Here is a 26,069-nt window from a genome sequence, read left to right as displayed (position 1 = left end):
AAGCCAAGATCGTGCGCTGAGCGGACCGGCGTCAGCGCGCCGCGGGCCCCGTCCAGCCTTCGGGCACGTGCCCGATCCGGATGCGCTGCGGGTGGTCGCCGACGGGCACGGACTTGACCTTCGCGCCGGTCGCGAAGTCGATCGCGGTCACCTGGTCCGATCCGCTTTCCGAGATGACGCAGTGCTTTCCGTCACCGCTCACCGTCGCCCAGTACGGCTTCGCGGCCGTCACGAGCCGCGCCTCTCGCAGGCTCGCACGGTCCACAATGGTCGCGTAGTCGTCCATCGTCCCGGCGACGCAGAGTTTGTCGCCCGCCGGGCTCATCGACAGTCCGTGGTGACGCGAGTCGTTGACCCAGGTCGTGCGGTCTTCACTGGTGCCCGGGTTCTTCGGCAGCGTCTTCGACCGCGTGATCCGGTCGGTGGCGACGTCGTACTCGAGCAGGCCGTTGAAGAACGAGACCTGGAAGTACAGCTTCGACTCGTCCGGGGTGAACGCCACCGGCCGGACGGCGTCGGACAGATCCCCGCGCCCGAAGGCGTCCAAGCGCTGGCGCATGTCGATCACCTTGACCTGCCGAAAGGTGTTCGCGTCGACCACGGTGAGCTTCCGGTCGCCCTTGGTGAAGTCCTGCCACGGCGCGTCGAGCGCGGTGTTCACCTCGCCGATCGAGCTGTTCCAGAGGTACCGGCCGCCGTCGGTGTAGGTGTTCTCGTGCGGTTTGTCGCCGGTCTTGAACGAGCCGAGCTGCCTGCCGGTCTCGATGTCCAGCACGTGGACGGTGTTCGACGTCGAGGCCGACACCGCGATGCTGCGGCCGTCCGGCGACACCGCCATGTGGTCGGACCGGAACCCGGACACCGGGAACCGCCAGTCGACGCGGCCGGTGACGAGGTCGATCGACACGACGTCGGCGAAGCTCGGGCGGGAAGCCACGACCGAACGGCCGTCCGGGGTCGTGTAAAGGTCGTCTACGAGCTGGTCGTGCCCCTCGCCGACGCCGTTGCGGATACCGAGGAAGAACGCGAGCTTGATCGGGTTCAGGTAGATCTCGGTGAGCCGCTCCTCCTTGTCCGGCACCATGTTCACGCGCGCGATCTTGGCGTAGTCGCCGGAGGACCGGATGACGTCCGCGGTCCCCTCCCAGTTGTTGCCCACGAACAGGACCTGCCGCAGGGCCACGCTCGCACCGGCGACGGGCACCGAGCCCAGCGCCGCGACGGCGAGGCAGCTCACGAGGACGGTGTTCAGCAACCGGCGTTTCCGCATCGGGCGCACCTTTCGGCGAGGGCCTGTTACCTTTCGGTAGCTCACAGGAAACCAACCGGCCGGACACCCTCGGTAGGGGCCGGTCGCCAAGGACCGCCGGCTTCGTTGTGCACCGGGCACAATCCGCGCGGGAAGGCGGTGGCGATGGCGCACCGGTCGCTCCACGACGTGCTGGCCGCGATGGCGGCCGACACCGACGTCGTCGACGAAGTGGTCCGAGCCGCCCGCACGGAGTCGCCGGAAGTGGCACGGTTGCCGGTGGACGAGACCCGGCGGCACGTCGCGATCGTGCTCGCCGCCGGGCTCGCCTCCTTCGACCGGCCGGGCGGAGCCGGGGAGCAGGACTACGCCGCGGCCGCCGTCCTCGGCGCGGACAGGGCCGCGCAGGGTGTGCCGCTCGCCGCGCTGCTGCGCGGGGTGCAGGCGGGCCGCGGCCGCGCGGTCGAGATCGCCGTCGAACGCGGCAAGGCGGCCGGCATCCCGGACGACGTCATGCTGGCGGCGCTGGTCGACTTCGACCGGAACACCCGCGCGCTCGAACGCCAGGTCATCGCGGGCTACCACGAAGCCGAACTCGAACTTTCCCGGACGGTCCACGACGGCCGGGCCCGGTTGCTGCGGCGATTGCTGGGCGGGGACACGACGCCGCCCTCGGCCGAGGAGGTCGCGAGCACCGGCCTGAACCCGGGCGGCCGCTTCCACTGCCTGCTCTCCGACGTCGGCGATCCGTACCAGGCCAGGGTCGTCGAGCGACGGCTCGGCGCGACGGGCGGCGTCTTCGGCCTGGTCGAGGGACGGCTGACCGGGCTGGCGCCGCGGCTGCCCACCGCGTCGGCGCTCGGGGACGACGTCCTCATGGTGGTCTCCCCCGCCGTACCGCTCGCCGAGGTCCGCGGGATGCACGCGCTGTGCGTGATGGCGCTGCCGACGGCCGCCCGCTCCCGCGGTCTGCACGCGATGGCCGATCTGGCCGTGGAGACCGCGCTCGCCGCCCAGCCGGGGCTCGCCGCGCTGCTCGAAGGCACTTTGCTGAACGCGCTGACGCCAGGCGATCCCTTCCACGAGCAACTCGTCTCGACCGCGCTGGCCTACCTCGACCACGGACGGCGGCTCGACCAGACGGCCGCGGCGCTGCACGTCCACGCGAACACCGTCAGATACCGGCTCTCCAGGCTCGGCGAGATCACCGGGGCGTCGCTCGACCCGCCGGAAGACGACGGCGGTACCCATGTGCGGCACACCGTCGGCTGGTGGTGGGCGCTGCGCACCTGGCGCTCGGACTGAACCGCCGGGGCCCGCCGTCCGTGTGACCGGATGAAGGCAGTCCACCCCGGAAGGAACCCGCCTTGGCTGTGTCACAAGAAGCGCGCGTGTCCTCGCCCGACCGGCGAACCTCAGTTCGGGAGACACGCCCTTGCCGGTTTTGATCCGTCCCGCCCTGGTCGGTCTGCCCGGCGACCGGACGACAACCCGCGAAATCGTGTCCAGCGCGGCGACGACGCTGTCCGCCGTCCTCGTGCTGTTCGCCCTGCTCGCGCCGAACGACCTCGACTGGCTGGCGCCGGAGGCGTTCGTACGGCTGCCGGTGGAGGCGCTGCTCGGCGTGGCGGTCGTGCTCATGCTGCGCGACGGCGCGAGGCGGGTCGTCGCGGTGTCCGCCGGGGCGGTCCTCGGGCTCATGACCGTGCTCAAGGCCATCGACCTCGGCTTCGGGCTCGCGCTGAACCGGCGGTTCAACCCGGTGTTCGACTGGGGTGTGCTCGGCAACGGCGTCGATCTGCTCGGCACGTCGATCGGCCAGGCCGGCGCGATCGCGTCGTTCACCGGACTGACGCTGCTGGCCGTGGTCGTGATCGTGCTGATGGCGCTCGCCGTCCTGCGGCTGAGCCGGGTGGTGGCCGGGCGGCGCACCGCGTCGACCCGGGTGACGGCCGTGCTCAGCGTGCTCTGGATGGTGTGCGCGGTCTCGGGCGCGCAGCTCGCTCCAGGGCAGCCGCTCGCGTCGCGCAGCGCGGTCGCCTTCGCCTACGAAGACCTCCGCCAGGTACGGGCCGGAATCCGTGACCGAGAGGCCTTCGCCGAGGAGGTCGCCGTCGACGCCTTTCGGGACACTCCGCCGTCCGGGCTGCTGAACGCGTTGCGCGGCAAGGACGTCCTGTTCACCTTCGTCGAGAGCTACGGGCGGGTGGCCGTCCAGGACTCCGACATCGCGCCCAAGGTCGACGCGGTTCTCGACGCCGGGACCGCGCGGCTGAAGAGCGCCGGATACGGCTCGCGCAGCGCGTTCCTGACCTCGCCGACGACGAGCGCGGGAAGCTGGCTGGCGCACTCGACGTTCCAATCCGGCGTCTGGGTCGACAGCCAACATCGCTACGACGACTTCGTGCGGACCGACCGGTTCACCCTCGGGGGTGCGTTCGAACGCGCGGGCTGGGAGACCGTCGGCGTCGTCCCGGCGCATACCGAGGACTGGCCGGAGGGCGAGGTCTACGGCTACGACCGCTACTACGACTCCCGCGGCATCGGCTATCGCGGTCCGCCGTTCTCCTACGCCACGATGCCGGACCAGTTCACGCTTTCGGCTTTCCAGCGGGCTGAACGCGCGAGGCCGGGCCGGGCGCCGCTGATGGCGGAAATCGATCTGGTCACCAGTCACTGGCCATGGACGCCGCTGCCGAACATGGTCGACTGGACCGCCGTCGGTGACGGGTCGATCTACAATCCCATGCCCTCCCAAGGCAAAACACCCGAAGAGGTGTTCACCGACCGGGCCAAGGTGCGCGGTGCGTACGGGGACTCGATCGCTTATTCGCTGAACTCGCTCATCTCGTACGTGGAGACGTACGGTGACGACGATCTCGTGCTCGTCTTCCTCGGCGACCACCAGCCGAATCCGATCGTCGCCGGCGCGGGCGCGGATCGCGACGTGCCCATCACCGTGATCGCACGGGACAAGGCCGTGCTCGACAAAATCACCGGCTGGAACTGGCAGGACGGCCTGAACCCGGACCGGAACGCGCCGGTCTGGCGAATGGACGCGTTCCGGGACCGCTTCCTGACAGCTTTCGCTCACTGACAGCCCCGCATTCAGAGGACTAAACGCGGGTGGCGTCGCGGTATCGGCCGGCCAACTCCCGCAAGTAGTCGACCAACTGCGGGGGTTCGGTCACCCGGAACGGGTAATCGAGCAGTCCTAGGTGGACGGCCATCGTCTCGATGCTGTCCGCTCCGGTGTGCAGCACGCACGTGTTCGCGTCGACGGCCTCCACCGTCCCGACGGCCGGGTTGATCCGCGCGGTCACCTCCTCGGCGGACGCGTGCACGGTGACGTCGGCCCGGTACCGCCAGGCGGCGGACGAGACACCGCGCCGCACCCGGTCCGTGACGTCCTCGGGCAGCTCACGCGCGGTGAACCGCGGCCCCGTCGGGACGCGCGGCGTCAGCCTGTCGACGCGGAAGGTGCGCCAGTCGCCGCGGTCGAGATCCCAGGCCACCAGGTACCAGCGGCGACCCCAGTTCACGAGACGACAGGGCTCGACCTTTCGGAGGCTTTCCGAACCGTCGTGGGCGCGGTAGCCGAACCGCAAGACCTCGCGATCCCGGCAGCAGGCCGTGAGCACGGTGAGGGTCTCGGCGGCGACGCGCGGGCCGGGCTCGTCCCTCGGCACCGGGATCGTGTACGCCTGCAAGGCGTTCACGCGGCGCCGCAACCGCGACGGCAGCACCTGCTCGAGTTTAGCGAGCGCGCGCAACGACGTCTCCTCCACGCCCGCGATGGTGCCACCCGCCGCGGTGCGCAGGCCGATCGCGACCGCGACGGCCTCCTCGTCGTCCAGCAGCAACGGCGGCAGCTCGGCGCCCGCGCCGAGCCGGTAACCGCCGGCCGAACCACGGGTGGCGTTCACCGGATAGCCGAGCGCGCGCAGCCGCTCGACGTCGTTGCGGACCGTCCGGGCACTGACCTCCAGGCGTTCCGCCAGTTCGGTGCCGGTCCAGTCGCGGGGGGTCTGCAAGAGGGAGAGCAGACGCAGCAATCTTGCCGAAGTTTCCAACATTTCTTCAGGCTGCTCCTCCATTAGGAACGTGATGTTCCTAATGACACTCTACCTTGGCCTCATGAACGACAACACGGAGATCAAGCCCTTCCGCATCGACGTCCCACAGGCCGAACTGGACGACCTGGCCGACCGCCTGGCCCGCGTCCGCTGGGCGAACGAACTGCCCGCCGACCAGGTGACCGACGGGGTGCGGCGCGGACCGGTCACGCCGGGCTGGGAGTACGGCGTGCCGCTGGAGTACGTGCAGCGCCTGGTGGCGTACTGGCGCGAGGGTTACGACTGGCGCGCGTGGGAGGCGAAGCTCAACGAGTACCCGCAGTTCACCACGGTCATTGATGGACAACAGATTCATTTTCTGCACGTCCGCTCGCCGGAGCCGGACGCGACGCCGCTGATCCTCACGCACGGCTGGCCGAACTCGGTCTTCGAATACCTCGACCTGATCGACCGGCTGACCGACCCGCGCTCGAACGGTGGCGATCCGGCTGACGCGTTCCACGTGGTGATCCCGTCGCTGCCCGGATTCGGCTTCTCCGGCCCGACGCGCGAGAAGGGCTGGAACCGGTACCGCACGGCTCAGGCATGGGCCGAGCTGATGCGCCGTCTCGGCTACGAGCGCTACGGCACGCACGGGAACGACGCCGGTTCGTTCGTCGCCCCCGAGGTCGGCCGCGTCGACGCCGAGCACGTGATCGGCGTGCACGTCACGCAGCTGTTCTCGTTCCCCAGCGGCGATCCGGCGGAGTTCGAGGGCATGACCGAACAGGAGCTGGAATACCTGCAGTTCCTCCAGACCTTCAACGACGACATGTCCGGTTACGCAAAACTCCAGGAGAGCGCGCCGCAGAACCTCGCGCACGCGCTGGCCGACTCGCCGACCGGGCAGCTGGCCTGGAGCGCGCAACTGCTGTCGGGTACGAGCGACGACCACGTGCTCACCAACGCCACCCTGTACTGGCTCACCAACACCGCGGCCTCGGCGGCACGCTTCTACTACGAGGACAAGCACACCGAGCACCCCACCGAGCCGACGACCGCGCCGACCGGCCTGGCGAGTTTCGCCTACGACTTCCGGCCGCTGCGGCGCTTCGCCGAGCGCGACCACGCGAACATCGTTTCGTGGCAGGAATTCGACCGCGGCAGCCACTGGGCGACCCAGGACGCTCCGGACCTCCTGCTCGGCGACATCCGGGACTTCTTCCGCAAGCTGGCGTGAGCAACCGCGCGAGTGAGCGGTGGGTCAGGTGGGTCGTGAGTGGCGCTTCGGGTTCTAACCCGAAACGCCACTCACGTGTCGTCCGCCTGATCACGCGTGTCGTCCAGCCGGTCACGCGAACCGCAGGCCGTCAGCCGGGCAGCACCGACCGCACGGCTTCCGGGGTCCGCCCCACCACGGTCGTGCCGTCGTCGGCGGTGATGATCGGCCGCTGGATCAGCCTCGGATGGGTGACCAGTGCGTCGATCCACCGGTCGCGGTCGGCGGGGGTGCGCCCCCAGGTCTTCAGCTGGAGTTCCTTCGCGATCGGCTCGGCGGTGCGGGTGACGTCCCACGGTTCGAGCGCGAGCCGCTTGAGGACGGCCTTCAGTTCCTTCGCCGTCGGCGGCTCCTCGAGGTACTTCCGCACGGCGTACTCGGCCCCCGCCTCGTCGAGCATCGCCACCGCCGAACGGCATTTGGAGCACGCCGGGTTCACCCAGATCTCCATCCGAGACCGCCTCCCTTCGAAAAGTGCTCAGTCGGTGAACACTTTGCTTCCGATGATGGTCACAGACGTTACGGCGAAAGGAACCCGGTCATGGACGAGACCATCATCAGTGCCGCCGACCCCGCCGAGTGGCGCGCGTGGCTGGCCGAGAACGCGGCGACCGAAAAGGAGGTCTGGCTGGTCATCCGGCACAGGGGCAGCGGCGTCCGCAGCGTCCGGATCGAAGAGGCGATGGAGCAGGCGCTGTGCTTCGGCTGGATCGACGGACTGCACCGCAAGCACGACGCGACGAGTTCGCGGCTGCGGTTCACCCCGCGCGGCCCTCGGAGTTCGTGGAGCCGGGTCAACCGCGAGCGGGCCGCCCGCTTGATCGCCGAGGGGCTGATGACCGAACGCGGTCAGGCGATGATCGACCTGGCCAAGGAGAAGGGCCGCTGGCAGGTCGTCCCGGACGGCGACGGCGTTCCCGAAGACCTGCGTGCCCGGCTCGAAGTCGACGAGGCGGCCCGCGCCCATTTCGAGAAGTTCCCGCCGTCGTCGAAAAGGCTGATCCTGGAGTGGATCCTGACCGCGAAGAGGCCGGAAACCCGCGAGCGGCGAATCGCCAGGACCGTCGCACTCGCGGCCGTGAACATCCGCGCCAATCACCCGGTCCGGTGACTCAGTTCGGTGCGCGCCGGGCGACGAGGAGGGCGATGTCGTCCTGTGCGGGCGTCGTGCCGACGAGCGCGGCCATCACCCGCGCGCACACCACCCCGGGCTGCTCGGAGGTGACCACGTCGGCGAGCCGCCGCAGGCCGACGTCGATCAGGTGATCCCTGCGCTCCACGAGACCGTCGGTGTAGAAGGCGAGCACACCACCGGGCGGCAGCTCGAGCTCTCTCGTTCGCCGCCGCGGCCCGGTGACCCCGATCGGCGGGTCGACGGGGACATCGACGAACACCGACGGCTCGCCAGGCACCGCGAGCACCGGAGGCAGGTGTCCGGCCAGTGAGACCGCGAACTTGTCCCGCGATGCCGACACCAATCCGTACACGACGGTGGCCAGCGCTCCCGGCTCGAAATGCTGGACCTTCCGGTCCAGTTTGGACAGCACCTCCGCCGGATCATCCGATTCGAGCGCGTAGGCGCGAAGCGCGCTACGCAGCCGTCCCATGATCACGGCCGCGTTGAGACCGTGCCCGGCGACATCGCCCATCACGATGCCGAAGCGACCGCCCGGCAGCGAGAACAGGTCGTACCAGTCGCCGCCGACCCCGGGCTCGGTACCCGGCACGTACCGCGCGGCGAACCTCATCCCGGAGACGGCGGGCAGCCGCGCCGGCAGCAGGCTCCGCTGGAGCGCCGCCGCGGCCGCCCGGTCGGCGCTGGAGTTCTCGATCTGCAACGCCAGCGCGAGCCGCCCGGCCACCAAACGCAGCAGTTCGACGTCGGACTCGTCGAAATCACGCGGCGGCACGGAACCGACGTGCAGCACGCCGATCAGCTCGTCTTCGGCCAGCATCGGCACCCCGAGCAGGGCGTGCAGCCCGCGTTCCCACAGAAGCGCGTTGACGACGGTGGTCTCGTCGACGTGGTCGAGGATCACCGGACGTCGTTCCGCGGCCACCCGGCCGGCGAAGCCCGCGCCGACGGAGACCCGGACGTCCTGATAGACCTCCTCCTCGATGCCCGACGCGGCGACGGCGTGCAGCGATTGCGCCTCCGGGTCATGCCGGAGCACCGTGGCCGTGTCGACGCCGAGGACCTCGCGTACCCGCGCGAGGAGAGTGGCCATCACCTTGTCCTGGTCGAGGTGACCCAAGGTCGTATCGGTGATGGCCTCGAGCACCTGGAGACGATCGTCGGTCTTGGGGGTCCCGGACATGCGAAGAAGCCTATCCAGACCGATGCCGCGGTGTCGCCCAGCCCACCGCGAGTTCGTCCAGGTCATCCGCCAGTACGGCACTCGGCGGAATGGCGTCGCGCGGCACGCGGCAGGCGAGCGCCGTGCCGAGCCCGGCCATCCGGATGACGGTGTCGATCAACGCCTCCGGCTCCTCCGGCCAGTCGAACCCCGGCTGCGCGATCAACAGGCTCACGCAGCCGTGCATCGCCGACCAGAGGCCCATCGCCAGGACCTCCGGTTCGCCGCGGAGGATCCCGGCCCGCACACAGGCGGCGGTCGCGTCGGCGAGATACCGGAAACACGCGACCGCGCCGGGTGACGCACCACCGGAGGGGCGCATCAGGAGTACCCGGTATTGCACCGGATGGTCGAGGGCGAACCGGGCGTACACGCGTGCGCACCGGCCGAGCGCGCGCATGGGATCGGCGACCTCGGCGGCGTGCTCGCGCATCCGGTGCCCGAGTTCGTCCCACACCCGGAGGCAGACCGCCTCGAGCAAGGCGTCGCGGCTCGGGAAGTGCGCGTAGACCGACGGCGTGGAGACGCCGGTCCGATATGCGACGGCGCGCAGTGTCAACGCCTCGTCGGTCCCCGCCTCGCCGAGCAGGGCGTCCGCGGCGGACAAGATCTCGTCCCGCAGCTTCTCCCCTTCACCCGGCCGCGCCTTCGTCCGTTTCGCGCCCATGCCGTGATGCTGCCAGCATGGACTTGACACCGTCAACTTGACGGTGTCAGCTTGAGTCATGGCCCACTTCCAGACCGCGACCGCCCTGCGCCGCCGCGGCGAAGACCCGGTGTTCGACACCGAACTCGATCCACAGTGGACGATCGGGACGAAGCTGCACGGCGGCTACCTGCTCGCCGTGCTCGCCAAAGCCGCCGCCGAGGTCTCCTCGCATCCGCATCTGACCGCGATCAGCGGCTCGTTCTCGGTGGCGCCCGAGCCCGGGCCCGCGGTCGTCGAAGTCGAGGTGTTGCGCGAAGGCCGCGGCCTCACCCAAGTGCGCGCGCGGTTGAGCCAGCACGGCGCGCCCTGCACCGAGGCCCTGATCACCCAGGGCGTCCTGACCGACGGCGACGCGTGGTGGTCCGGAGTGGACCCGGTCGAGATCCCGCCGGAGCAGGACTGCCTGCCCGTGCCCGCCGACGGCGGTGGCGGGTTCCGCGTCGGCCTGATGGACGTCGTCGAGCAGCGGATCGACCCGGCCTCGGCGGGCTTCGCGGTGGGACAGCCGTCCCGGAAAGGCGTCATCTCGTCCTGGCTGCGGCTCGCCGACGGCACCGACTGGGATCCGGTGAGCCTGCTCGTGACGCTCGACCCGGTGCCACCGATCTCCTACGACCTCGGCATCGCGGGCTGGGCCCCGACCGTCCAGTTCACCGCGTACCTGCGCGGGCTCCCGGCGTCCGGTCCGGTGCGGGTGCGGATGCGCGCGGGTCAGGTCGGCGGCGACCGGATGGACGAGGTCGCGGAGCTTTGGGACGAAAAGAACAGATTGATCGGGCAAGCGACTCAGATCGCCGCCGTACGCGTCCCCTGAACCACCCGAATGCGGGACCATGACGCGACGCCGGGAGTTAAGATCCGGCGTCGACGTCATTGTTCTGGGGGCAGAACCATGGAAGTGGAACCACGCCGCGCGGGCGAGAACGGCTCCGACTCCGACGGAGCCGAGATCACCCGGCTCTGCCGGACACTGGTACCGCTGGCGGCCGCCGGCAAATACGCCGAGGCCGCGTCCACCTATCGGTGGGTGACCAGGGCCTCGTCCGGGGCCCCGCTCCGCTACGGCGACCACGCCCTGCGGCTGGAGTTCTGCGCCCTCACCGGCAACGAGCACACCGGTCTCGAGATTCTGTCGCTTTTGGACGGTGTCGGCGACCATGCGGACGCCGTCGGCAGGCTCGAGTTCTTCGCCTCGGCGGCACTGCTCACCCGCCGGTTGACGGAAACCGGATACGGCGAGATCCGGTTCGTCCTCAACGGCCCGTACGACGGCCTTTCCCTGAGCAGGCTGAACGTGCGAATGCGGGCGGCGGCGTTCGTCGAAGCGGAGGAACTCGACGGACGCGAGCACACCGGCTGCTTCACCGCGCACGCCGAAGAGAAGATGGCCGCGAAACCGATCGCGGAATTCGTGCCGCTCCTGCCTTCCGCGCTCCCCCGGGTTCCGATCCTGCCCCCGCCTGGCCTGTCCGCGGAAGAACTCGTCGTCCGGGCGGAGATCCACAACCATCGATGCGAACCGGAAGAGGCGCGAGCCTGTCTCGCCGCGATCGAGGACGTTCCCGACGGGATCGTCCCGCAGTTGACCGAATTGCGCGCGATCTTCTTCCAAGGTGACGACACCGAGGAAAGGCTGCGCGACGCGGCCACCGGGTTCCGGCGCCAGGGCGACCAAACGCGGTTCCTGCTCAATCAATGCTGGCTCGGCCTGTGGCTCGTCTTCGACGACCAAGCCGAGACCGGGGTCGCGCTGACGACGGTGGCCGCGGCGCGGTTGCGCGCGGGGACCGACGATCGCGCCGCCTGCTGGGGCGAATACTGGCTGGCGCACGTGCTTTCCGGGCAAGGCCGCACGGCCGAGGCGTACGAGGCCTTGCGACGGGGCGCCGAGCGGGCTCACGAAACGGGCGATCCCTTGCTTCACGGTACCCTTCTGTGTCTCGAAGCGTCACTGCGGAACGGCGACGGCGAGGATCCGGTGACCACACTGGAACTCGCGCGGGCGGCGACCGACGCCTTCATCGTCGGAAACGTCGGCGAAAAGGCCGTCGAAGCGGTCGAACAGATCCGGATCGCCTATGAGCGGACAGGATCACTCGACGAGCTGGACGTCTTCGTGGAGCACCTGCTCTCGACATTGCCCGTCGGTGGCCCGGAACGGTTACGCGGACACCTCCGCCACCTTCGGGCGTTGTCCCTGATCGGCACCGGCCGGTTCGCCGAAGCCGTCGACGACGCGTACGCGGCCCTCGGTGCCGCCACGTCGAAAGGCAAGGACACCGCGGAACATTGGTACGTCCTCGTCACCGCGCTGCACGGCGCCGGGCGCTTCGACGAGGTGCTCGACGTCGCACCGCGCGCCATCGCCCTGCTCGCCGGGTCGCCGGACTGGGACCACCGCTGCCGGTGGATGTACGCCGACACCTACCGCGCGCTCGGCGAATCTTCCCGCGCCTTCAACGAATACGCCGTCCTCGCCGAGATCCTCGAAGCATCGGGCGACACCGGGCACTCCTACATCTCGGTGAGCATGGCCGCCGCCGAACAACTGGACGTGCTCGGCTACGGCGCGAACGCCGCCGACTTCTACGCACGAGCGGCCGACGCGGCGGTGGCGATCGGCGGCGGCTACGTGGCCGCCACCTGTCGTAACGCCGCGACGCTTTCCCGGCTGCGGTCGGGCGACCTCGACGCGGCCTTGACCGCGCTCGACATCGCGGAAACCGCCGTGCACGCCGTGAAAACCGAGACCGCGCCCGCCAGGGACCATCTCATCGCGCAACTCGACCACGTCGCCGCACACGTGCTCAGCGCCGCGGGCCGGGTCCGGGAAGCCGCCCGCCGCGCGCTGCGCGCCGCCGAAACGTTCCACCGGATAGGCGAAGCGGAATCCGCTCGCGACGTCGACCTGCTGCTCGAACAGATACTCCTCGGTGAACAAAAGTGACTCGTGTCGTGTTCTGTCGGTGACACGCTCCGCGACGGCACCCCGTATCCGGCCGGCGGTACCGGGAGGGTCCGGTGGGCCCCGAACCGCATTTCGTCCTCTCGATGCGGTCTTGCGGGTCGCCGCGCCCCGGAGAAAGATCCCCGGCATGTCCGGAGGAATCAGCGGTACCCGCGGCCTGCCCCTCGGCTCGATCGCGCTGTGGGTCGTGCGCGTCGCGCTCGCCGCCGAATTCCTCTACAGCGGCTACCTGCTGTTCGCGGGCGGCCACACCGAACAGACCTTCGCCGAGATCGGGCTCGGGCAGTGGCTTCGTTACGTCACCGGCGTGCTCGAGGTCGGCGGCGCGATCGGGCTGCTCATCCCCCGCTTCGGCGGGCCGGCGGCATTGTTGCTGGCGGGCGTCATGGTGGGCGCTAGCGTCACGGAGTTCTTCATCCTCGCCGACGGCGGCCCCGTCCTTCCCCTGATCCTGCTGATCGCCTGCGCGACGCTGGCCTGGTTCCGGCAAGATCAAACCCGCGCGCTCCTCGGAATCGATCCTCCCGTCGACGACGAGGACTACCGCTAGCCCACTCGGCGAACGCGAGTCCCGTCTTCCTCCGAACGTCGCAACACCGTCGGTCCGAATGCCCCGATCACCGGGACGGTCAAGGAAAAACCGCATGTCAGCGTGCCTCGCGAGCGCCTGGCGAGGGCGACGAAATCCGATCATCAGCGTGATCATGCGCTCACTCAAGGTGAAAGATTGCGGCTCGTTTACAACGAACCGGCCACCCGCTTGACAGTCGGAGTGGTACGTACCACGCTGCCCGCATTGGTCTACACCATTTTGTGGGAGCCCGGCATCGTGGTCGGGCATCGAAAGGACGGCACGAGTGAAGCGCTGGCTCAAGATGACTGCGGGCGCCGCGGCCATCACCCTCGCGACGGCGGGCTGCGCCGGTTCCGGCAGTGGCGACAGCACGAATTCGAGCGCTCCGGCCTCGAACGGCACGCTCACGGTCTGGCTCATGACCGGGACCGCCCCCGAATCTCTGACGAACTCGCTCCACAAGGAATTCGAAGACGCGCACCCCGGCGTCAAGATCAAGTACGAGATCCAGCAGTGGAACGGCATCCAGCAGAAGCTGACCACCTCACTGGCCAGTGACAACCCGCCGGACGTGATCGAGCTGGGCAACACCCAGACTCCGGCGTTCGCCAACCAGAACGTGCTCGCCGACCTGAGCTCGAGCGTCGCCGACTTCAACGGCGCCCAGTGGCTCCAGGGCCTCAAGGCTTCGGGCGAGTACGACGGCAAGACCTACGGCGTCCCGTTCTACGCGGCCAACCGTGAGGTCATCTACCGCAAGGACATGTTCGAGCAGGCCGGTATCACCGCGACGCCGAAGACGCGCGCGGAATGGCTCGACGCGATCACCAAGCTCAAGGCCAAGTTCGGCAGCGACCCCGAGTTCCAGGCCGTCTACCACCCCGGCCAGAACTGGTACGAGCTGCTGTCCTACATCTGGGACGAGGGCGGCGACATCGCTCAGGCCAACGGGAAGTCCTTCAAGTCCACCCTGGACACCCCGCAGGCGAAGGCCGGGCTCGAGTTCTACAAGCAGCTCACCGACGCTTCGGGCACCAAGGCGCCGAAGGACGCCGACGAGGCCACCCCGCAGCAGGCCGGTATCTACGGCGCGGGCAAGGTCGCGATGATGATCGGTGTCCCGGGTGAGGTCGACACCGCGGCCAAGACCGACCCGTCGATCAAGGAGAAGTCGGGCGCCTTCCCGATCCCCGGCAAGACCGCCGGCAAGTCGGCCCCGGTCTTCCTCGGCGGCTCGAACCTGGTCGTCCCGGCCAACAGCAAGAACGCGGCCGCGGCCAAGGACTACATCAAGCTGTTCTCCACCCCGAAGTACCAGACGGAGCTGGCCAAGGCCGGTTACGTCCCCGGTACCTCGACCGACGTGTCCGCGCTCGACGCGAACCCGCTCACCAAGGTCATGGCCGAGGCGTCCAAGAACGGCCGGGCCGTGCCGACCAGCCCCAAGTGGGGTGACGTCGAATCGGGCCAGAACCCGATCAAGGACATGCTGACCGCATACCTGACCGGAACGAAATCGCTCGACCAGGCGACCGCCGACGCCAACGCAGCGCTCGACAAGCTCATCGGCGGATGACCACGACCAAAGATGTGACGACGCCGGCGGGGTCCTCCCCGCCGGCTTCGCCGCGCATCAAGCCGCCGAAGTCCAATCGGCGCCTCCGTCTCGGCGAACGGACGGCGCCGTATCTGCTGATCCTTCCCGCGTTGATCGCGATCCTGGTCCTGCTGGGGTGGCCGACACTGCAGCTGATCGGGATCAGTTTCCGCAAGCTCGACCTCCGTGAGCTGGTCTCCGGAGAGATGGTCTGGGTCGGGTTCGAGAACTTCTCCGAGATCCTGTCCGACCCCGAATTCTGGGAGATCACCGTCCGCACGCTGGTGTTCACCGCCGCGGTCGTGCTCACCACCCTGCTGCTCGCGCTGTTCATGGCGCTACTGATGCGGCATCTCAACCCGGTCGTCCGGGTGATCCTGCAGGTCGCGCTGATCCTCGCGTGGGCGACCCCGGTGCTCGCGACGACCACGGTCTTCCAGTGGATCTTCGATCAGCAGTACGGAATCCTGAACAAGACGCTCGCGAAACTCGGCTTCGACGGGTTCATCGGGCATTCCTGGTTCTCCACCGGGCCGAGCACGCTGACCGTCATCGGTCTGCTGGTCGTCTGGCAGGCCGTGCCGTTCGTGGCGTTCACTCTGTACGCCGGGCTTCTCGGCGTGCCGAAGGAGCAGTACGAGGCCGCGGGCATCGACGGCGCGAACCCCTGGCAGGCGTTCTGGGCGGTCAGCTGGCCCGCCATCCGGCCGATCCTGACCATGGTCACGTTCCTGTCGGTCCTGTGGGACTTCAAGCTGTTCGCCCAGGTGTGGGCGATCCGCCAGGGCGGGCCGGACGGCGCCAGTACGACGCTGCCGGTCTACATGTACCTCAAGGGCCTCGCGGGCAACCACTTCGGCCTGGCGGCGACCGCCGCCCTGCTGATGATGCTCGTGCTGATCCTGCTCACCGCCCGGTACGTCCAGCTGCTGGTGCGCACGAAGGAGGCCGACCTGTCATGAAGAAGACCCTGATCCAGCGGATCGGCCTCGGCACGTTCGGCCTGATCGTCGCCCTCCTGTTCGTCTTCCCGACGTACTGGATGGTCACCTCCTCGCTGAAGACGCCGGGCGAGGTCCTGTCACCGAACTACGACCTCATCCCGTTCTCGGTGACGTTCGAAAACTTCGTCACGGCGCTGACGAAACCCGGGTTCACCACCTACCTCGCCAACAGCCTGATCGTCACGATCGGCGCGGTGCTGTGCTCGCTCGTCGCGGGCGTACTGGCCGCGGTCACCTTGTCCCGGATGCGATTCCGCGGGCGCAAGGGGTTCCTGATGCTGGTGCTGGTCGCGCAGCTCGCCCCGTTCGAGGCGCTGCTGATCCCGATGTACCTGCTGATGCGGGACGCCGGGTTGCTCAACCAGCTGCCTTCGCTGCTGCTGGTGTACTTCGCGGCGACGCTGCCCTTCACGTGCTGGATGCTCTACGGCTTCGTCAACGGCATCCCGTACGACCTCGAAGAGGCCGCGATGATCGACGGTTGCAGCCGGGCGGGCGCGTTCCGCCGGGTGACGCTGCCGCTGCTCGCACCGGGACTGGTGACCACGTCGGTGTTCAGCTTCATCACCGCGTGGAACGAGTTCCTGTTCGCGTTCGTGTTCATGCGCGATCAGAGCAAGCAGACGCTGCCGGTGTGGCTTTCGTCGTTCCGGACGGCGTTTTCCGTGGACTGGGGCGGCATCATGGCGGCGTCGGTGATCTACGCCGTTCCCGCGCTGGTGTTCTTCATCCTCGTCCAGCGCAAGCTCGTGTCCAACCTGACCGCAGGCGCAGTGAAGGGATAAGCGTTGTCTTCACCGGAAAAGTTGGCCGGCTCCGTTCTCGTGTCGGGCTTCGACGGCACGACGGCGCCGGATTGGCTGCGGCGCAAGGTCGCCGACGGCCTCGGCGGCGCGATCCTGTTCGGCCGCAACGTGGTCGACGACGAGCAGGTGGCCGCGCTCAGCGCGCAGCTGCGGGCGGAACGGCCCGACGTGCTCATCGGCATCGACGAGGAGGGCGGCGACGTCACCCGGCTCGACGTCGCCACCGGCTCGTTCGTCCCGGGACCGCTCGCACTCGGCGCCGCGGACGACGTCGAGCTCACGGCATCGGTCGCCGCGGCGCTCGGCGAGCGGCTGGCCGCGTGCGGGGTCACGATCAACTTCGCCCCGTGCGCGGATCTGACCCTGGCGGCGGAGGATCCCTCGATCGGGGTCCGGGCGTTCGGTTCGGATCCGGTGAAGGCGTCGCCGCATGTCGCGGCGTACATCACCGGTCTGCAGAAGTACGGCGTCGCCGCGTCGGCCAAGCATTTCCCCGGGCACGGGGCGGCGACCGACGATTCGCATCACGCGCTGCCGGTGCTGCCCCGGACCGAGGCGGAACTGCACGAGATCGAACTCGTCCCGTTCAAGGCCGCGATCGCGGCCGGCGTGCGTTCGGTGATGACCGGGCACCTCGTCGTACCCGCTTGGGGTGAGCTGCCCGCGACGCTCAACCCGAAGGCGCTCACCGACGTGCTGCGCGGCGAACTCGGCTTCACCGGCGCGGTGATCACCGACGCGCTCGACATGGGAGCCGTCGCGGGTGAACTCGGCAAGACCGAGGGGGTCGGCCGGGCCGCGGTGCGGGCGCTGATCGCCGGTGCCGACGCGCTCTGCCTGGGTGGCGTGTCGTTCGAAGAGGACGAGCTGAACCGGATCGCGGCGGTCATCGCGGCCGCGGTCGAGGCCGGTGAGCTCCCACTGGAGCGGCTGGCCGAGGCTTCGGAGCGGGTCGCCGCACTCGGCGCTCCCCCGGTGTCGACGCCGATCTCGCCGGTCGACCATCGGCTCGGCCTGGAGGCGGCGCGCAAGGCGTTGCGGATCCAGGGTTCGCCGAAGCTGGCCGGGCCGCCGCTGGTGATCGACATCGAGACCGAGCCGATCATCGCGGCCGGCCCGATGCCGTGGGGGCTCGGCTCGCATCTGACCGAACTCGTGCCCGGCACGCGCACGGTCAAGATCGGCGCGGACGGGATCGCGACCGCGATCGACGCCGTCCACGGCGCCCGCGACCTCGTCGTGGTGACGCGCGAAGCGCACCGGCACCCCGAGGTCCGCGAGTTCCTCGGCTGGCTCCGGGAAGCAGGCGTGGACTACATCCGGGTCGAGACCGGCGTGCCGGGACCGGACACCGGCGACGGGCCGCGGATCGACACGTTCAGCGGGTCCTACGTCAGCCTCCGCGCCGCCGCGGAGTACCTGGCCTGAGTCCCCCTCTCGCATTTCGTCCTCTGGATGCGGTACATGCACACGCAAGTACCGCGTTCAGAGGACGAAACGCGTTCGGGGGTAATTCGGTTGCGGCACCGAAGCGCGGGTGCTGTAGTCGGGAAGATCGATCCCCGGCCTAGGAGATGATCTTTTTGGTTTCACGGCTCGGAGTCAGGATCCCGCGCGAACTGCCCGCCGCCCGCCTGAAGAGTCTGGCCCGGCGAGCGGAGCAGGAGGGTTTGGACGAGGTCTGGATCGTCGAGGACTGCTTCTACGCGGGCGGGATCGCGACGGCGTCGGCGGTGCTGGCGTCGACCGAGAAGATCACCCTCGGCATCGGCATCATGCCCGCCGTGGCCAGGAACCCGGCCATCGCGGCGATGGAGATCGCGGCGCTGGCTGAGCTGTACCCGGGACGCCTGATCGTCGGGTTCGGGCACGGGGTGCCGAGCTGGATGCGGCAGATCGACGCGTGGCCGAAGTCGGCGCTGGCCGCCTTCGAGGAGACGCTGACGGTCATCCGGCGGTTGCTGGCGGGCGAGCGGGTTTCCTTCGAGGGCGAGCATGTCCGGCTGGACGAGGTCGAACTGGAGTTCCCGCCCGCGCTGCCACCGAAGCTCATCGCCGGTGTCCGCGGCCCGAAGTCGCTCGCGGCGGCGGGCCGGGTGGCCGACGGAACGCTGCTGGCCGAGCCGGCGACCCCGGAGTACGTCCGCGCGACGCTGAACCTCATCGGCGTCGAAAGCCATTCGATCGCCGTCTACAACTGGCTTGCGCTCGACGCCGATCCCGAGCGGGCACGTGAGCGCGCTCGTGCCGACGTCGCTTCCGCGATCGGGCCGAACTCGGGACCGGCGCTGGAACCGCTGGACTTCGGCGCCGAACTGCTGGCCGAGGTCAAGGCCGCCACCGACCGGGAAGACCTCGCGCGGCGGCTGCGTCCGGAGTGGATCGACAGGCTGAGCATCAGCGGACCGCTCGACCGTTGTGCCGAGCAGATCCGCGCGCTGTACGCGGCCGGAACCGAATCCGTCATCCTGCTCCCCCTGCTCGGCGAGCCGGAGGAGGAGTCCTTCGCCGCGGCCGGCCGGATGGCCTCGGCCCTGCGCGGCTGACCCCGCCCGCGTTTCGTCCTCTGAATGCGGTACTTGCACACGCAACCACCGCATTTAGTCCTCTGAATGCGGTCGGGGGCGGGCTTCGAGTGCCCGGCCCCAGGGGAGGTTGCCCGGCATCGGCCGCTCACGATTCCAGTGGCTCAGAAGGGGTGCTCCATCCACACGTTCGCCTCCACGTACACCCCGCAGTCGCGCTCGACGTTCGCGTGCACCGGCGCGATCCCGCCCGGGATCACGTTGTCGCCGTCGGCGAGTTTGACGCCGGTCCACTCGTGCCAGTCCGCGATCGAACCCGAAATGGTCACGGCGAACGGGCAGACCTTGATCATCCGCGCGCCGAGCCGTTCATGGGTACGCAGCCAGCGGTCGGCGAACAGCCCGTCCTCGCGGCGCCGGACGGCGTATTCCTCCATCGGGACGTCCGGTTCGTCCTCCTTGCCGATCGGGCGCACGGACACGATCAGCCGGTTCAGCCCCGTCTCGGCCGCGCGCGCCTTGAGCGCCTTCAGCATCGGTGTGGACAGGCCTGTCCCGCGCATTCGCGGCGCCACAACGACTTCGAGTGCGCACAGGGTATCCGGCGCGCGGCCGTCCATAAGGTCCTGCGCGGCCCACTGGATCGCCTCGTCCCAGCCGTGCGCCGGCAGCTCGCGGCGGTCTTCGGCGGGATAGGTCAGCGGGACGGACAGCGCCCGCGCGATCGGTTCGCCGTCGTCGTCCAGCGCGATCAAAAAGTACCGGGCCCAATGGCGCAGGAACCGTTCCGGCGTGATCATCTTTCCGCTGAACCCGCCGTAGATGAACTCACCGCCGACGTCGCCGAGATTCAGCGCGGGTTCGAGGAGATCGGGACGGGACGCAAGATCGACGATTCGCATGCCGCCAAGTCAACCGAGCCGATCATCTCCCCCGATAGCTGCTTCCGGGCGATGATCAAGCCAGCTGCGCGGCGTGGTCTGCAACCGGGACAGGACGTCGGTGAGCCTGCCCGCCGCGACGTCCCATTCCTCGAGGACACTGCTCCGCGCGAGCGCCGACGGGTTGTTCGGCGGCACCAGGATGCCGGGGACCCCGCCGCCGGGAGCCGTGCCGAGCGCATCGTGCGCGCTCGTGGTTTCGGTGGCCACGACAGGGATCCCGCGTGCCAGTGCCTCGGCGACGACCAATCCGGAGGTGCCGCCGCGAGCGGACAGGACGAGCAGGTCCGCGCCGTCGTAGACCAGGTCGAGATCGTCCGGCGGCCGGATGAAGCTGATCCGTGAGCCGAGCCCGAGCCGGGCGACCGTCCAGCGCAGTTCGTCGACGTAAGCGGGATCGTGGTGCGTCGCCCCGGCGCACACGCATTTGAACGCCAGTTCGTCGATGGTCGAGAGCGCCCGGATGAGCACGTCCTGGCCGTGGCGCGCGGTCATGGGCGCGAGACACAGCAGCCGGGAGACGCCGTCGGCGCCCGCGCGAGCCACGACCCGGTGGCGACGATCATGCCCGCCAGCTTCGCCAGCCGAGAAAGTCTTACCCGTGCACCCGTGCGATGGCGGCCACGAGGTCGTCACGCAATCCGGCGCCGACCGCGATGGTGGCCGCCGAGCGCACCGTGTGATCGCCGCCGTCGGCGTCGACGACCACCCCTCCGGCCTCGCGCACCAGCAGGACCCCCGCCATCGTGTCCCACGGCTGGTTGGCGAGGATGACGCTCGCGTCGAGTTTTCCGTGCGCGACCCAGGCGAGGTCGATCGCCGCGGAGCCGAGGAACCGGACGCGCTGCACGCGGCCGCCGAGTTCGGCCAGCAACGCCATCCGGACGCGGTTCTTGACCGCCGCGCCCTCGCCGACCGCGAAGTCGCCGATCGACACGATCGCGTCGGACAGCTTCGTCGCCTTCGAGGCCACGAGACGTTCTTCGCCCGCGTACGCGCCCTGGCCTTCGGCAGCGGTGTAGGTGACATCGAGGAACGGCAGGGAGATCGCCGCGACAGTGCTCTTCAGACCGTCGACGAGCCCGAGCGAAACGCCGCAGAGCGGGATCCCGCGCGCGAAGTTCGCCGTGCCGTCGACAGGATCGAGCGCCCACCACAGGTTCTCGTCGCCCTGGTGTCCGCGCTCCTCACCGAGGATGCCGATCTCGGGCGTCTCCCGCGCCAGGAAGTCGCGGACGGCGTCCTCGACGGCGAGGTCGACGTCGGTCACCATGTCGCGATCACCTTTGACGGCAACGGAAAACGACGTCATCGAGCGAATGATTCCGGTCGCCTTGGCGACGGCCTCGGCGGCGACGGACAACAATGCGGCGTGGTCGGTCATATGGGTACCGTAACCGGAATGGACCTGTTCCCGACGGCCACGACGGCCGACGAACGTGCGCGAGCCGCCGACGTCGCGGTGCTGCCGATCGGCGCTTTCGAACAGCACGGGGCGCACCTCCCGCTGACCACCGACACGGTGATCGCGACGACGATCGCCGACGCCCTCGCGTCCGTGTACCCGGTCTTGCGGCTGCCGCCGATCACGATCGGCTGCTCGCACGAACACGCGGACTGGCCGGGCACGGTCAGCATCTCGGCCGCGACGCTGTACGCCGTGGTGAACGACGTCGCCACCTCGCTGCGCCGGTCCGGGGTGCCGAAACTGGTGCTGGTGAACGCGCACGGCGGCAATTATGTCCTGTCCAATGTGGTCCAGGAGTCGACGTCGCCGATGGCGCTCTTCCCTGGTGTCGAGGGCTGGCAGGCGGCACACGACGCGGCCGGGCTGGAGACGTCGCTGGACAGCGACATGCACGCCGGGGAGCTGGAGACCTCCCTTCTGTTGCACGCCCATCCTTCGCTGGTCCGCCCCGGTTTCGCGGAGGCGGACCACCTCGCCGACGACAGGCGGCACCTACTGACGGTGGGGTTGCGGCCGTATTCGGCGTCAGGTGTGGTGGGGCGGCCTTCACTGGCGACGGCGGAGAAGGGACGGCTGGTACTGGAGTCACTGGTGGGGAGTTTCGGGGAGACCCTGGCCGCGCTGGGCTGAAGGACGCCAGGTCCCCGGATCGCGGCGGCGCCGAACCATCGCCACCCGGCCGGAATCCCTCAGGAGCCCACCGGCTCGATCGCGTCCAGATGCGGCAGGAAGTGGTGCATCCGTTCCTGTTTCGTCCGCAGGTACCGCAGGTTCTCGTCGTTCGGCGTGACCAGCAGCGGCACGCGCTCGCTGATCGCCACCCCGTGCAGCTCCAGCTGATCGACCTTCGCCGGGTTGTTGGACAGCAGCCGCACCGATCGCACCCCGAGATCAGTCAGGATCTCCGCCGCCGCCCGGTAGTCGCGCGCGTCCACCGGCAGCCCGAGCGCGATGTTCGCCTCGACGGTGTCGAGCCCGTCTTCCTGCAACCGCATCGCTTTCAGCTTCGCGAGCAGACCGATTCCGCGTCCTTCGTGGCCCTGGGCGTACACGAGGACTCCGGCGCCCTCCTCGACGATGGCGCGCAACGCGGCGGCCAGCTGTTCGCCGCATTCGCAGTGCATCGAGCTGAACACGTCACCGGTGAGGCATTCCGAATGGACCCGCGCCAGCGTGTCGGAGGCCGCGACGTCGCCGTGCACCAGCGCCATCTGCTCGGTGCCGTCGGCGTCCAGGTAACCGTACGCGCGGAAGACGCCGTAACGGGTGGGCAGTCGGGTCTCCACGACCCTCTCGACGGTCATCGCGTTTCTCCTGTCTGTTCGGTGACTCATGACCGAGCGCACGAGCAGAACGCCCGCACCCGGAAGGCTGGAAACGAGCGCGAGCACGCCGTAGACGACGGCCACGGTGACGCCCTGCGCCGAACCGAGGCCCGCCGCGCCGAACAGCAGCGCGCAAACGCCTTCGCGCGGGCCCCAGCCGCCGATGTTCAGCGGCAGTCCCATCGCGAGCAGGGCGAGGATCATCAGCGGCAGCAGGTCGCCGATCGGCGCGGTGACCCCGGCGGCGCGCGCGGCGACGACGAACAGGGCGAGGTGCCCGGCCAGGGTGGCGATCGAAAGCAGGCTCACGCCGGGCCAGGTCTCCTTGGTCAGGAGGCCCAGCCGGACGTCGGCGAGGGTGACGGCGAAGCCGCGTCGCCATTTCGATCCACTGCGGATCCACCGCTTTCCCGCCGTCATCCCGGTGACGACGGCCGCGAGGGTGAGGGCGACGACCAAGATCCCGGCGACCGTGACGGCCCCGTCGATCGGCGGCGGCACTACGGAAGGCGTACCGAGCACGACGGCGACCGAAGCACCGATCACCGCGATCTGCCCGGCCGTTCGCTCCAATACCACCGCACGGACGCCGCGCAGGACGTCACCGGACTCGCGGCCGTGCCGCACGGCGCGGTTGACGTCGCCGAGCACTCCCGCCGGTAGGACACCGTTGAGGAACAACGCGCGGTAGTACTCGCCGACGGCGCTCCGCAGCGACAGCCGGAGACTGAGCCGACGCGCGACCAGGCACCACCGCCAGGCGCTGAAAACCGTGGTGGTGAAACCGATCCCGAGTGCGGCGGCGACACCGCCGGCGTCGATCTCACGCAGCCCGTCGAGGAACGCGCCCGTGCCCAGTCGCCAGACGAGCACGCCGAGGATGCCGAGCGCGCCGAAGATCCGAAGCCAGGGCCAGAACCGTTTCACGACGGCACCATCAGGAGATCTTCGTGCTGGATCATCGCGTTCAGCTCACCCGCCGCGCACTGCGCGAGCCGCCACCGCAAGTACACGTCACCGTCCGCCGCCAGTTCCGGCCGCTGCTCGCAGGCGGCGCCGACCCAGCCGGTGAGCCATTCCGCGGTCAGCGCGGCCTGATCCGCCCCGAGCCGCCACGGGCTCGGGGCACGCCGCACGGTGGCACCGAGCCGTTCGAAGACCCCGAAGGCGACGTCCACCGCGTCCGGGCCGAGCAGCCACCGGCCGTCGGTCACCCGGCGCTGGTGCGCGTTGAAGGCGTCGGAGATCTCGATGTCGAACTCGTCCTTGGGCGACAGCACGACCCGGCCCGAAACGCTCAACGTGAACAGGACCGCGCAGCCCGCCTCGACGCACGCCTCCGCCAACCGGGACATCTCTTCGGCGGTGAGCAGATCGAGCAGCGCCGACGCCGCCACGAGCGAGGTCCCGGTGAGGTCCTCCGCACGCAACTCGGTGATGTCACGCTGTTCGGTGACGATGGTGACTTCGCTTCCGTCCAACGCGTGCTCCGGACGGCTGGTGCGGGCCAGCGCGTGGGTGAGCAGTTCGGGGTCGCGGTCGTGCAGGATCCAGCGCTGACGGCCGGGCAGCCGCCTGGCCAGCCAGCGGCCGAGCGAACCGGTGCCGCAGCCGAGATCCCGGACGACGACCTCGTCCTGTCCGCGCAGGAACGCCCGCACGGGCTCGATCAACTCGGTCGCGCGGGCGGCGGCGTCGGCGTCTTCACGCAGCTGAAGCCAGCTGGGGGCGTACTTGGTCATGCCGCCGTCCTTTCGTTCAGCAGCACGGCGGCGACGCCGCGAGCCGTTTCGTCCCAGCCGGGCAGCGTTTCACGTCGAAGGCGGGCGGAGGCGCGAAGGCGGTCGCGCAGATCGGGCTCGGTGAGCCAGCGGCGGAGGGCCGTGGCCAGCGCGTTGACGTCCTCACCGGGGACGAGCATCCCGGGCACACTGCCGTCGCGCGCCTGGCCGAGCGTGTCCGGCAGGGCGTCGACAGCGGTCGCCAGCACGGGAATGCCATGCGCGAGCGCCTCGGTGACGACCATGCCGTAGGTCTCCGCGCGCGAAGGAAGCACGAGAAGGTCTGCGGCCGCGTACGTCGCTTCGAGCGCTTCACCGGACCGCGGGCCGGTCAGGGTGAACCGCTCGCCGAGGGTATGTCGCCGCAGACGTTCGACGTAGCGGGTTTCGCGGCGGATGGCGCCGACGCATTCACAGGTCCACGGGAGATCCTTGAGCGACTTCAACGCGTCCGCGAGCAGGCCTTGGCCCTTGCGCGGTGTCACGTTGGCGACGCAGATCAGCCGCGTTCCGTCCAGGCTCCCGGACGCGACGTCGGCCTTGTCGACCCCGGGCGGCACCGCGTGCACGCGGTGCGGGGCGAGATGGTGGTGCTCGATCAGCCGTCGCGCCGCCCACTCGCTGGTCGCGACCACGGCCTCGACCGCGCCGAGTGTCTCGGCCTCCAGCCGGTCCAGTTCGGCGGCGAGCGAAGGCGAAAGTCCCGTTTCGTCGGCCAGCGGCAGATGCACCAGCACCGCGATCGACAGCCGTTGCGCCGACGGCACGATCACCTCCGGCACCCCGCAGGCGACCAGCCCGTCGAGCAGGACCGCCGAACCGTCCGGCAGTTCGGCGAGCTTGCGCGCCAGTACCTTGCGCGCCTCGGTGCCGGGCCGCGGCCAGTTCCCGTGCACGGCGATCTCGTGGACCTCCATGCCCGCCGCGACGAGGCCGTCGCACAGGCGGCGGTCGTAGACGTTGCCACCGCTGGGCGCGCTCACGTCGTCGATGTCGTTGGGCAGGACGACGTGAAGGCCACTCACAGCACACGCTCGTAACTCGCCCACGCGACGTGGGATTCGTGCAGCGAGACGACGATCCCCTCGAGCCCGCGGGCGCCCTCGCCGAGCGCGCCCGCGTGGACGCGATCGGCGAGCCGGTCGGCGATGACCTTGGCGAGGAACTCGGTCGAGGTGTTAATCCCGGCGAATTCGGGCACGTCGTCGAGGTTGCGGTAGTTCAGGTCGGCGAGCACCGCCTTGAGCTCTTCGGTCGCCTTGCCGATGTCGACGACGATGTTGTCGGCGTCCAGTTCGGACCGGCGGAACGTCGCGTCCACCAGAAAGGTCGCCCCATGCAGCCGCCGCGCGGGACCGAAGACCTCGCCGCGGAAGCTGTGGGCCACCATGACGTGGTCGCGAACGGTGATACTGAACAACGGACCTCCTG

At 69.5% G+C, this 26,069-nt stretch carries 25 protein-coding genes; 13 read left to right on the top strand and 12 right to left on the bottom strand.

Annotated features, from left to right (window positions below; all coding sequences use genetic code 11):
• Positions 1-31: 31 nt before the first annotated feature.
• Positions 32-1,270, bottom strand: a complete 1,239-nt coding sequence (locus tag ACZ6DT_RS32745) for a YncE family protein (protein ID WP_465602551.1) — start codon at positions 1,268-1,270, stop codon at positions 32-34.
• A gap of 144 nt (positions 1,271-1,414) precedes the next feature.
• Here ACZ6DT_RS32745 and ACZ6DT_RS32740 point away from each other — a divergent pair, with 144 nt between their 5' ends.
• Both ACZ6DT_RS32740 and ACZ6DT_RS32735 read left to right on the top strand, forming a co-directional pair.
• Positions 1,415-2,554: an RsbRD N-terminal domain-containing protein gene (locus ACZ6DT_RS32740; RefSeq protein WP_465602550.1), complete on the top strand. Its 1,140-nt coding sequence runs from the start codon at positions 1,415-1,417 to the stop codon at positions 2,552-2,554.
• A 130-nt stretch (positions 2,555-2,684) separates the two neighbouring features.
• Positions 2,685-4,346, top strand: a complete 1,662-nt coding sequence (locus ACZ6DT_RS32735; RefSeq protein ID WP_465602548.1) for an LTA synthase family protein — start codon at positions 2,685-2,687, stop codon at positions 4,344-4,346.
• Positions 4,347-4,365: 19 nt separating this feature from the next.
• Here the strand turns inward: ACZ6DT_RS32735 and ACZ6DT_RS32730 are convergent, their stop codons facing one another.
• Positions 4,366-5,325 (bottom strand): helix-turn-helix transcriptional regulator, encoded by a 960-nt coding sequence (locus ACZ6DT_RS32730; RefSeq protein ID WP_465602546.1) that lies wholly within the window; start codon positions 5,323-5,325, stop codon positions 4,366-4,368.
• A 61-nt stretch (positions 5,326-5,386) separates the two neighbouring features.
• Between ACZ6DT_RS32730 and ACZ6DT_RS32725 the strand changes: the two genes are divergently transcribed.
• Positions 5,387-6,544, top strand: a complete 1,158-nt coding sequence (locus ACZ6DT_RS32725; protein WP_465602544.1) for an epoxide hydrolase family protein — start codon at positions 5,387-5,389, stop codon at positions 6,542-6,544.
• Positions 6,545-6,674: 130 nt separating this feature from the next.
• On the opposite strand, the gene ACZ6DT_RS32720 is transcribed toward ACZ6DT_RS32725, so the two are convergent.
• Entirely contained in the window at positions 6,675-7,034 is a 360-nt protein-coding gene (locus tag ACZ6DT_RS32720; RefSeq protein WP_465602542.1) for an arsenate reductase family protein, read from the bottom strand.
• Positions 7,035-7,124: 90 nt separating this feature from the next.
• Here ACZ6DT_RS32720 and ACZ6DT_RS32715 point away from each other — a divergent pair, with 90 nt between their 5' ends.
• Complete coding sequence (locus tag ACZ6DT_RS32715; protein ID WP_465602540.1) at positions 7,125-7,694, top strand: YdeI/OmpD-associated family protein; 570 nt, start codon at positions 7,125-7,127, stop codon at positions 7,692-7,694.
• A 1-nt stretch (position 7,695) separates the two neighbouring features.
• Here the strand turns inward: ACZ6DT_RS32715 and ACZ6DT_RS32710 are convergent, their stop codons facing one another.
• Positions 7,696-8,901 (bottom strand): PP2C family protein-serine/threonine phosphatase, encoded by a 1,206-nt coding sequence (locus ACZ6DT_RS32710; RefSeq protein ID WP_465602538.1) that lies wholly within the window; start codon positions 8,899-8,901, stop codon positions 7,696-7,698.
• A 10-nt stretch (positions 8,902-8,911) separates the two neighbouring features.
• Positions 8,912-9,607 carry a TetR/AcrR family transcriptional regulator gene (locus ACZ6DT_RS32705; RefSeq protein ID WP_465602537.1) on the bottom strand — a complete coding sequence of 232 codons (696 nt, stop codon included), beginning with the start codon at positions 9,605-9,607 and terminating at the stop codon, positions 8,912-8,914.
• Positions 9,608-9,665: 58 nt separating this feature from the next.
• Here ACZ6DT_RS32705 and ACZ6DT_RS32700 point away from each other — a divergent pair, with 58 nt between their 5' ends.
• The 8 genes from ACZ6DT_RS32700 (at position 9,666) to ACZ6DT_RS32665 (ending at position 19,144) form a co-directional block, all read left to right on the top strand.
• On the top strand, positions 9,666-10,463 hold the full coding sequence (locus ACZ6DT_RS32700) for a thioesterase family protein (RefSeq protein WP_465602535.1): 798 nt from the start codon (positions 9,666-9,668) through the stop codon (positions 10,461-10,463).
• A gap of 78 nt (positions 10,464-10,541) precedes the next feature.
• The gene (locus tag ACZ6DT_RS32695) at positions 10,542-12,596 is read left to right on the top strand and encodes a hypothetical protein (protein ID WP_465602533.1); all 2,055 of its coding nucleotides are present in this window, start codon (positions 10,542-10,544) and stop codon (positions 12,594-12,596) included.
• 148 nt (positions 12,597-12,744) lie between these two features.
• Positions 12,745-13,167, top strand: coding sequence for a DoxX family protein (locus ACZ6DT_RS32690; RefSeq protein WP_465602531.1), 423 nt, complete (start codon positions 12,745-12,747; stop codon positions 13,165-13,167).
• A gap of 307 nt (positions 13,168-13,474) precedes the next feature.
• The gene (locus ACZ6DT_RS32685) at positions 13,475-14,767 is read left to right on the top strand and encodes an extracellular solute-binding protein (protein WP_465602530.1); all 1,293 of its coding nucleotides are present in this window, start codon (positions 13,475-13,477) and stop codon (positions 14,765-14,767) included.
• The gene (locus ACZ6DT_RS32680) at positions 14,764-15,750 is read left to right on the top strand and encodes a carbohydrate ABC transporter permease (protein ID WP_465602528.1); all 987 of its coding nucleotides are present in this window, start codon (positions 14,764-14,766) and stop codon (positions 15,748-15,750) included. The genes ACZ6DT_RS32685 and ACZ6DT_RS32680 overlap by 4 nt, the downstream gene beginning before the upstream one ends.
• On the top strand, positions 15,747-16,577 hold the full coding sequence (locus ACZ6DT_RS32675; RefSeq protein WP_465602526.1) for a carbohydrate ABC transporter permease: 831 nt from the start codon (positions 15,747-15,749) through the stop codon (positions 16,575-16,577). Before ACZ6DT_RS32680 ends, ACZ6DT_RS32675 begins: the two co-directional genes overlap by 4 nt.
• Before the next feature lie 3 nt (positions 16,578-16,580).
• Positions 16,581-18,026 carry a glycoside hydrolase family 3 protein gene (locus ACZ6DT_RS32670; protein ID WP_465602524.1) on the top strand — a complete coding sequence of 482 codons (1,446 nt, stop codon included), beginning with the start codon at positions 16,581-16,583 and terminating at the stop codon, positions 18,024-18,026.
• A 146-nt stretch (positions 18,027-18,172) separates the two neighbouring features.
• Positions 18,173-19,144 (top strand): LLM class flavin-dependent oxidoreductase, encoded by a 972-nt coding sequence (locus ACZ6DT_RS32665; protein ID WP_465602522.1) that lies wholly within the window; start codon positions 18,173-18,175, stop codon positions 19,142-19,144.
• 143 nt (positions 19,145-19,287) lie between these two features.
• Here the strand turns inward: ACZ6DT_RS32665 and ACZ6DT_RS32660 are convergent, their stop codons facing one another.
• Genes ACZ6DT_RS32660 through ACZ6DT_RS32650 form a run of 3 tightly spaced genes read right to left on the bottom strand, consistent with a single transcriptional unit; the run spans position 19,288 to position 21,448 of the window.
• The gene (locus ACZ6DT_RS32660; protein WP_465602520.1) at positions 19,288-20,025 is read right to left on the bottom strand and encodes a GNAT family N-acetyltransferase; all 738 of its coding nucleotides are present in this window, start codon (positions 20,023-20,025) and stop codon (positions 19,288-19,290) included.
• Between the two features lie 9 nt (positions 20,026-20,034).
• Positions 20,035-20,610 (bottom strand): glycosyltransferase, encoded by a 576-nt coding sequence (locus tag ACZ6DT_RS32655; protein ID WP_465602518.1) that lies wholly within the window; start codon positions 20,608-20,610, stop codon positions 20,035-20,037.
• Positions 20,611-20,659: 49 nt separating this feature from the next.
• Positions 20,660-21,448 carry an inositol monophosphatase family protein gene (locus ACZ6DT_RS32650; protein WP_465602516.1) on the bottom strand — a complete coding sequence of 263 codons (789 nt, stop codon included), beginning with the start codon at positions 21,446-21,448 and terminating at the stop codon, positions 20,660-20,662.
• Between the two features lie 18 nt (positions 21,449-21,466).
• Between ACZ6DT_RS32650 and ACZ6DT_RS32645 the strand changes: the two genes are divergently transcribed.
• The gene (locus ACZ6DT_RS32645) at positions 21,467-22,162 is read left to right on the top strand and encodes a creatininase family protein (protein WP_465602514.1); all 696 of its coding nucleotides are present in this window, start codon (positions 21,467-21,469) and stop codon (positions 22,160-22,162) included.
• 59 nt (positions 22,163-22,221) lie between these two features.
• Here the strand turns inward: ACZ6DT_RS32645 and ribA are convergent, their stop codons facing one another.
• From ribA to ACZ6DT_RS32625, 4 genes are read right to left on the bottom strand one after another with little or no spacing between them, the layout of a single operon-like run.
• Complete coding sequence (gene ribA / locus ACZ6DT_RS32640; RefSeq protein ID WP_465602512.1) at positions 22,222-23,784, bottom strand: GTP cyclohydrolase II; 1,563 nt, start codon at positions 23,782-23,784, stop codon at positions 22,222-22,224.
• Positions 23,781-24,599, bottom strand: coding sequence for a methyltransferase domain-containing protein (locus tag ACZ6DT_RS32635; protein WP_465602511.1), 819 nt, complete (start codon positions 24,597-24,599; stop codon positions 23,781-23,783). Before ACZ6DT_RS32635 ends, ribA begins: the two co-directional genes overlap by 4 nt.
• Positions 24,596-25,663, bottom strand: a complete 1,068-nt coding sequence (locus ACZ6DT_RS32630; protein WP_465602509.1) for a glycosyltransferase family 4 protein — start codon at positions 25,661-25,663, stop codon at positions 24,596-24,598. Before ACZ6DT_RS32630 ends, ACZ6DT_RS32635 begins: the two co-directional genes overlap by 4 nt.
• Complete coding sequence (locus ACZ6DT_RS32625) at positions 25,660-26,058, bottom strand: 6-pyruvoyl trahydropterin synthase family protein (RefSeq protein WP_465602508.1); 399 nt, start codon at positions 26,056-26,058, stop codon at positions 25,660-25,662. Before ACZ6DT_RS32625 ends, ACZ6DT_RS32630 begins: the two co-directional genes overlap by 4 nt.
• Positions 26,059-26,069: the final 11 nt, after the last annotated feature.

This window comes from Amycolatopsis sp. NPDC041971 (assembly GCF_055588925.1).
This window is presented reverse-complemented; position numbering and strand designations above follow the sequence as displayed.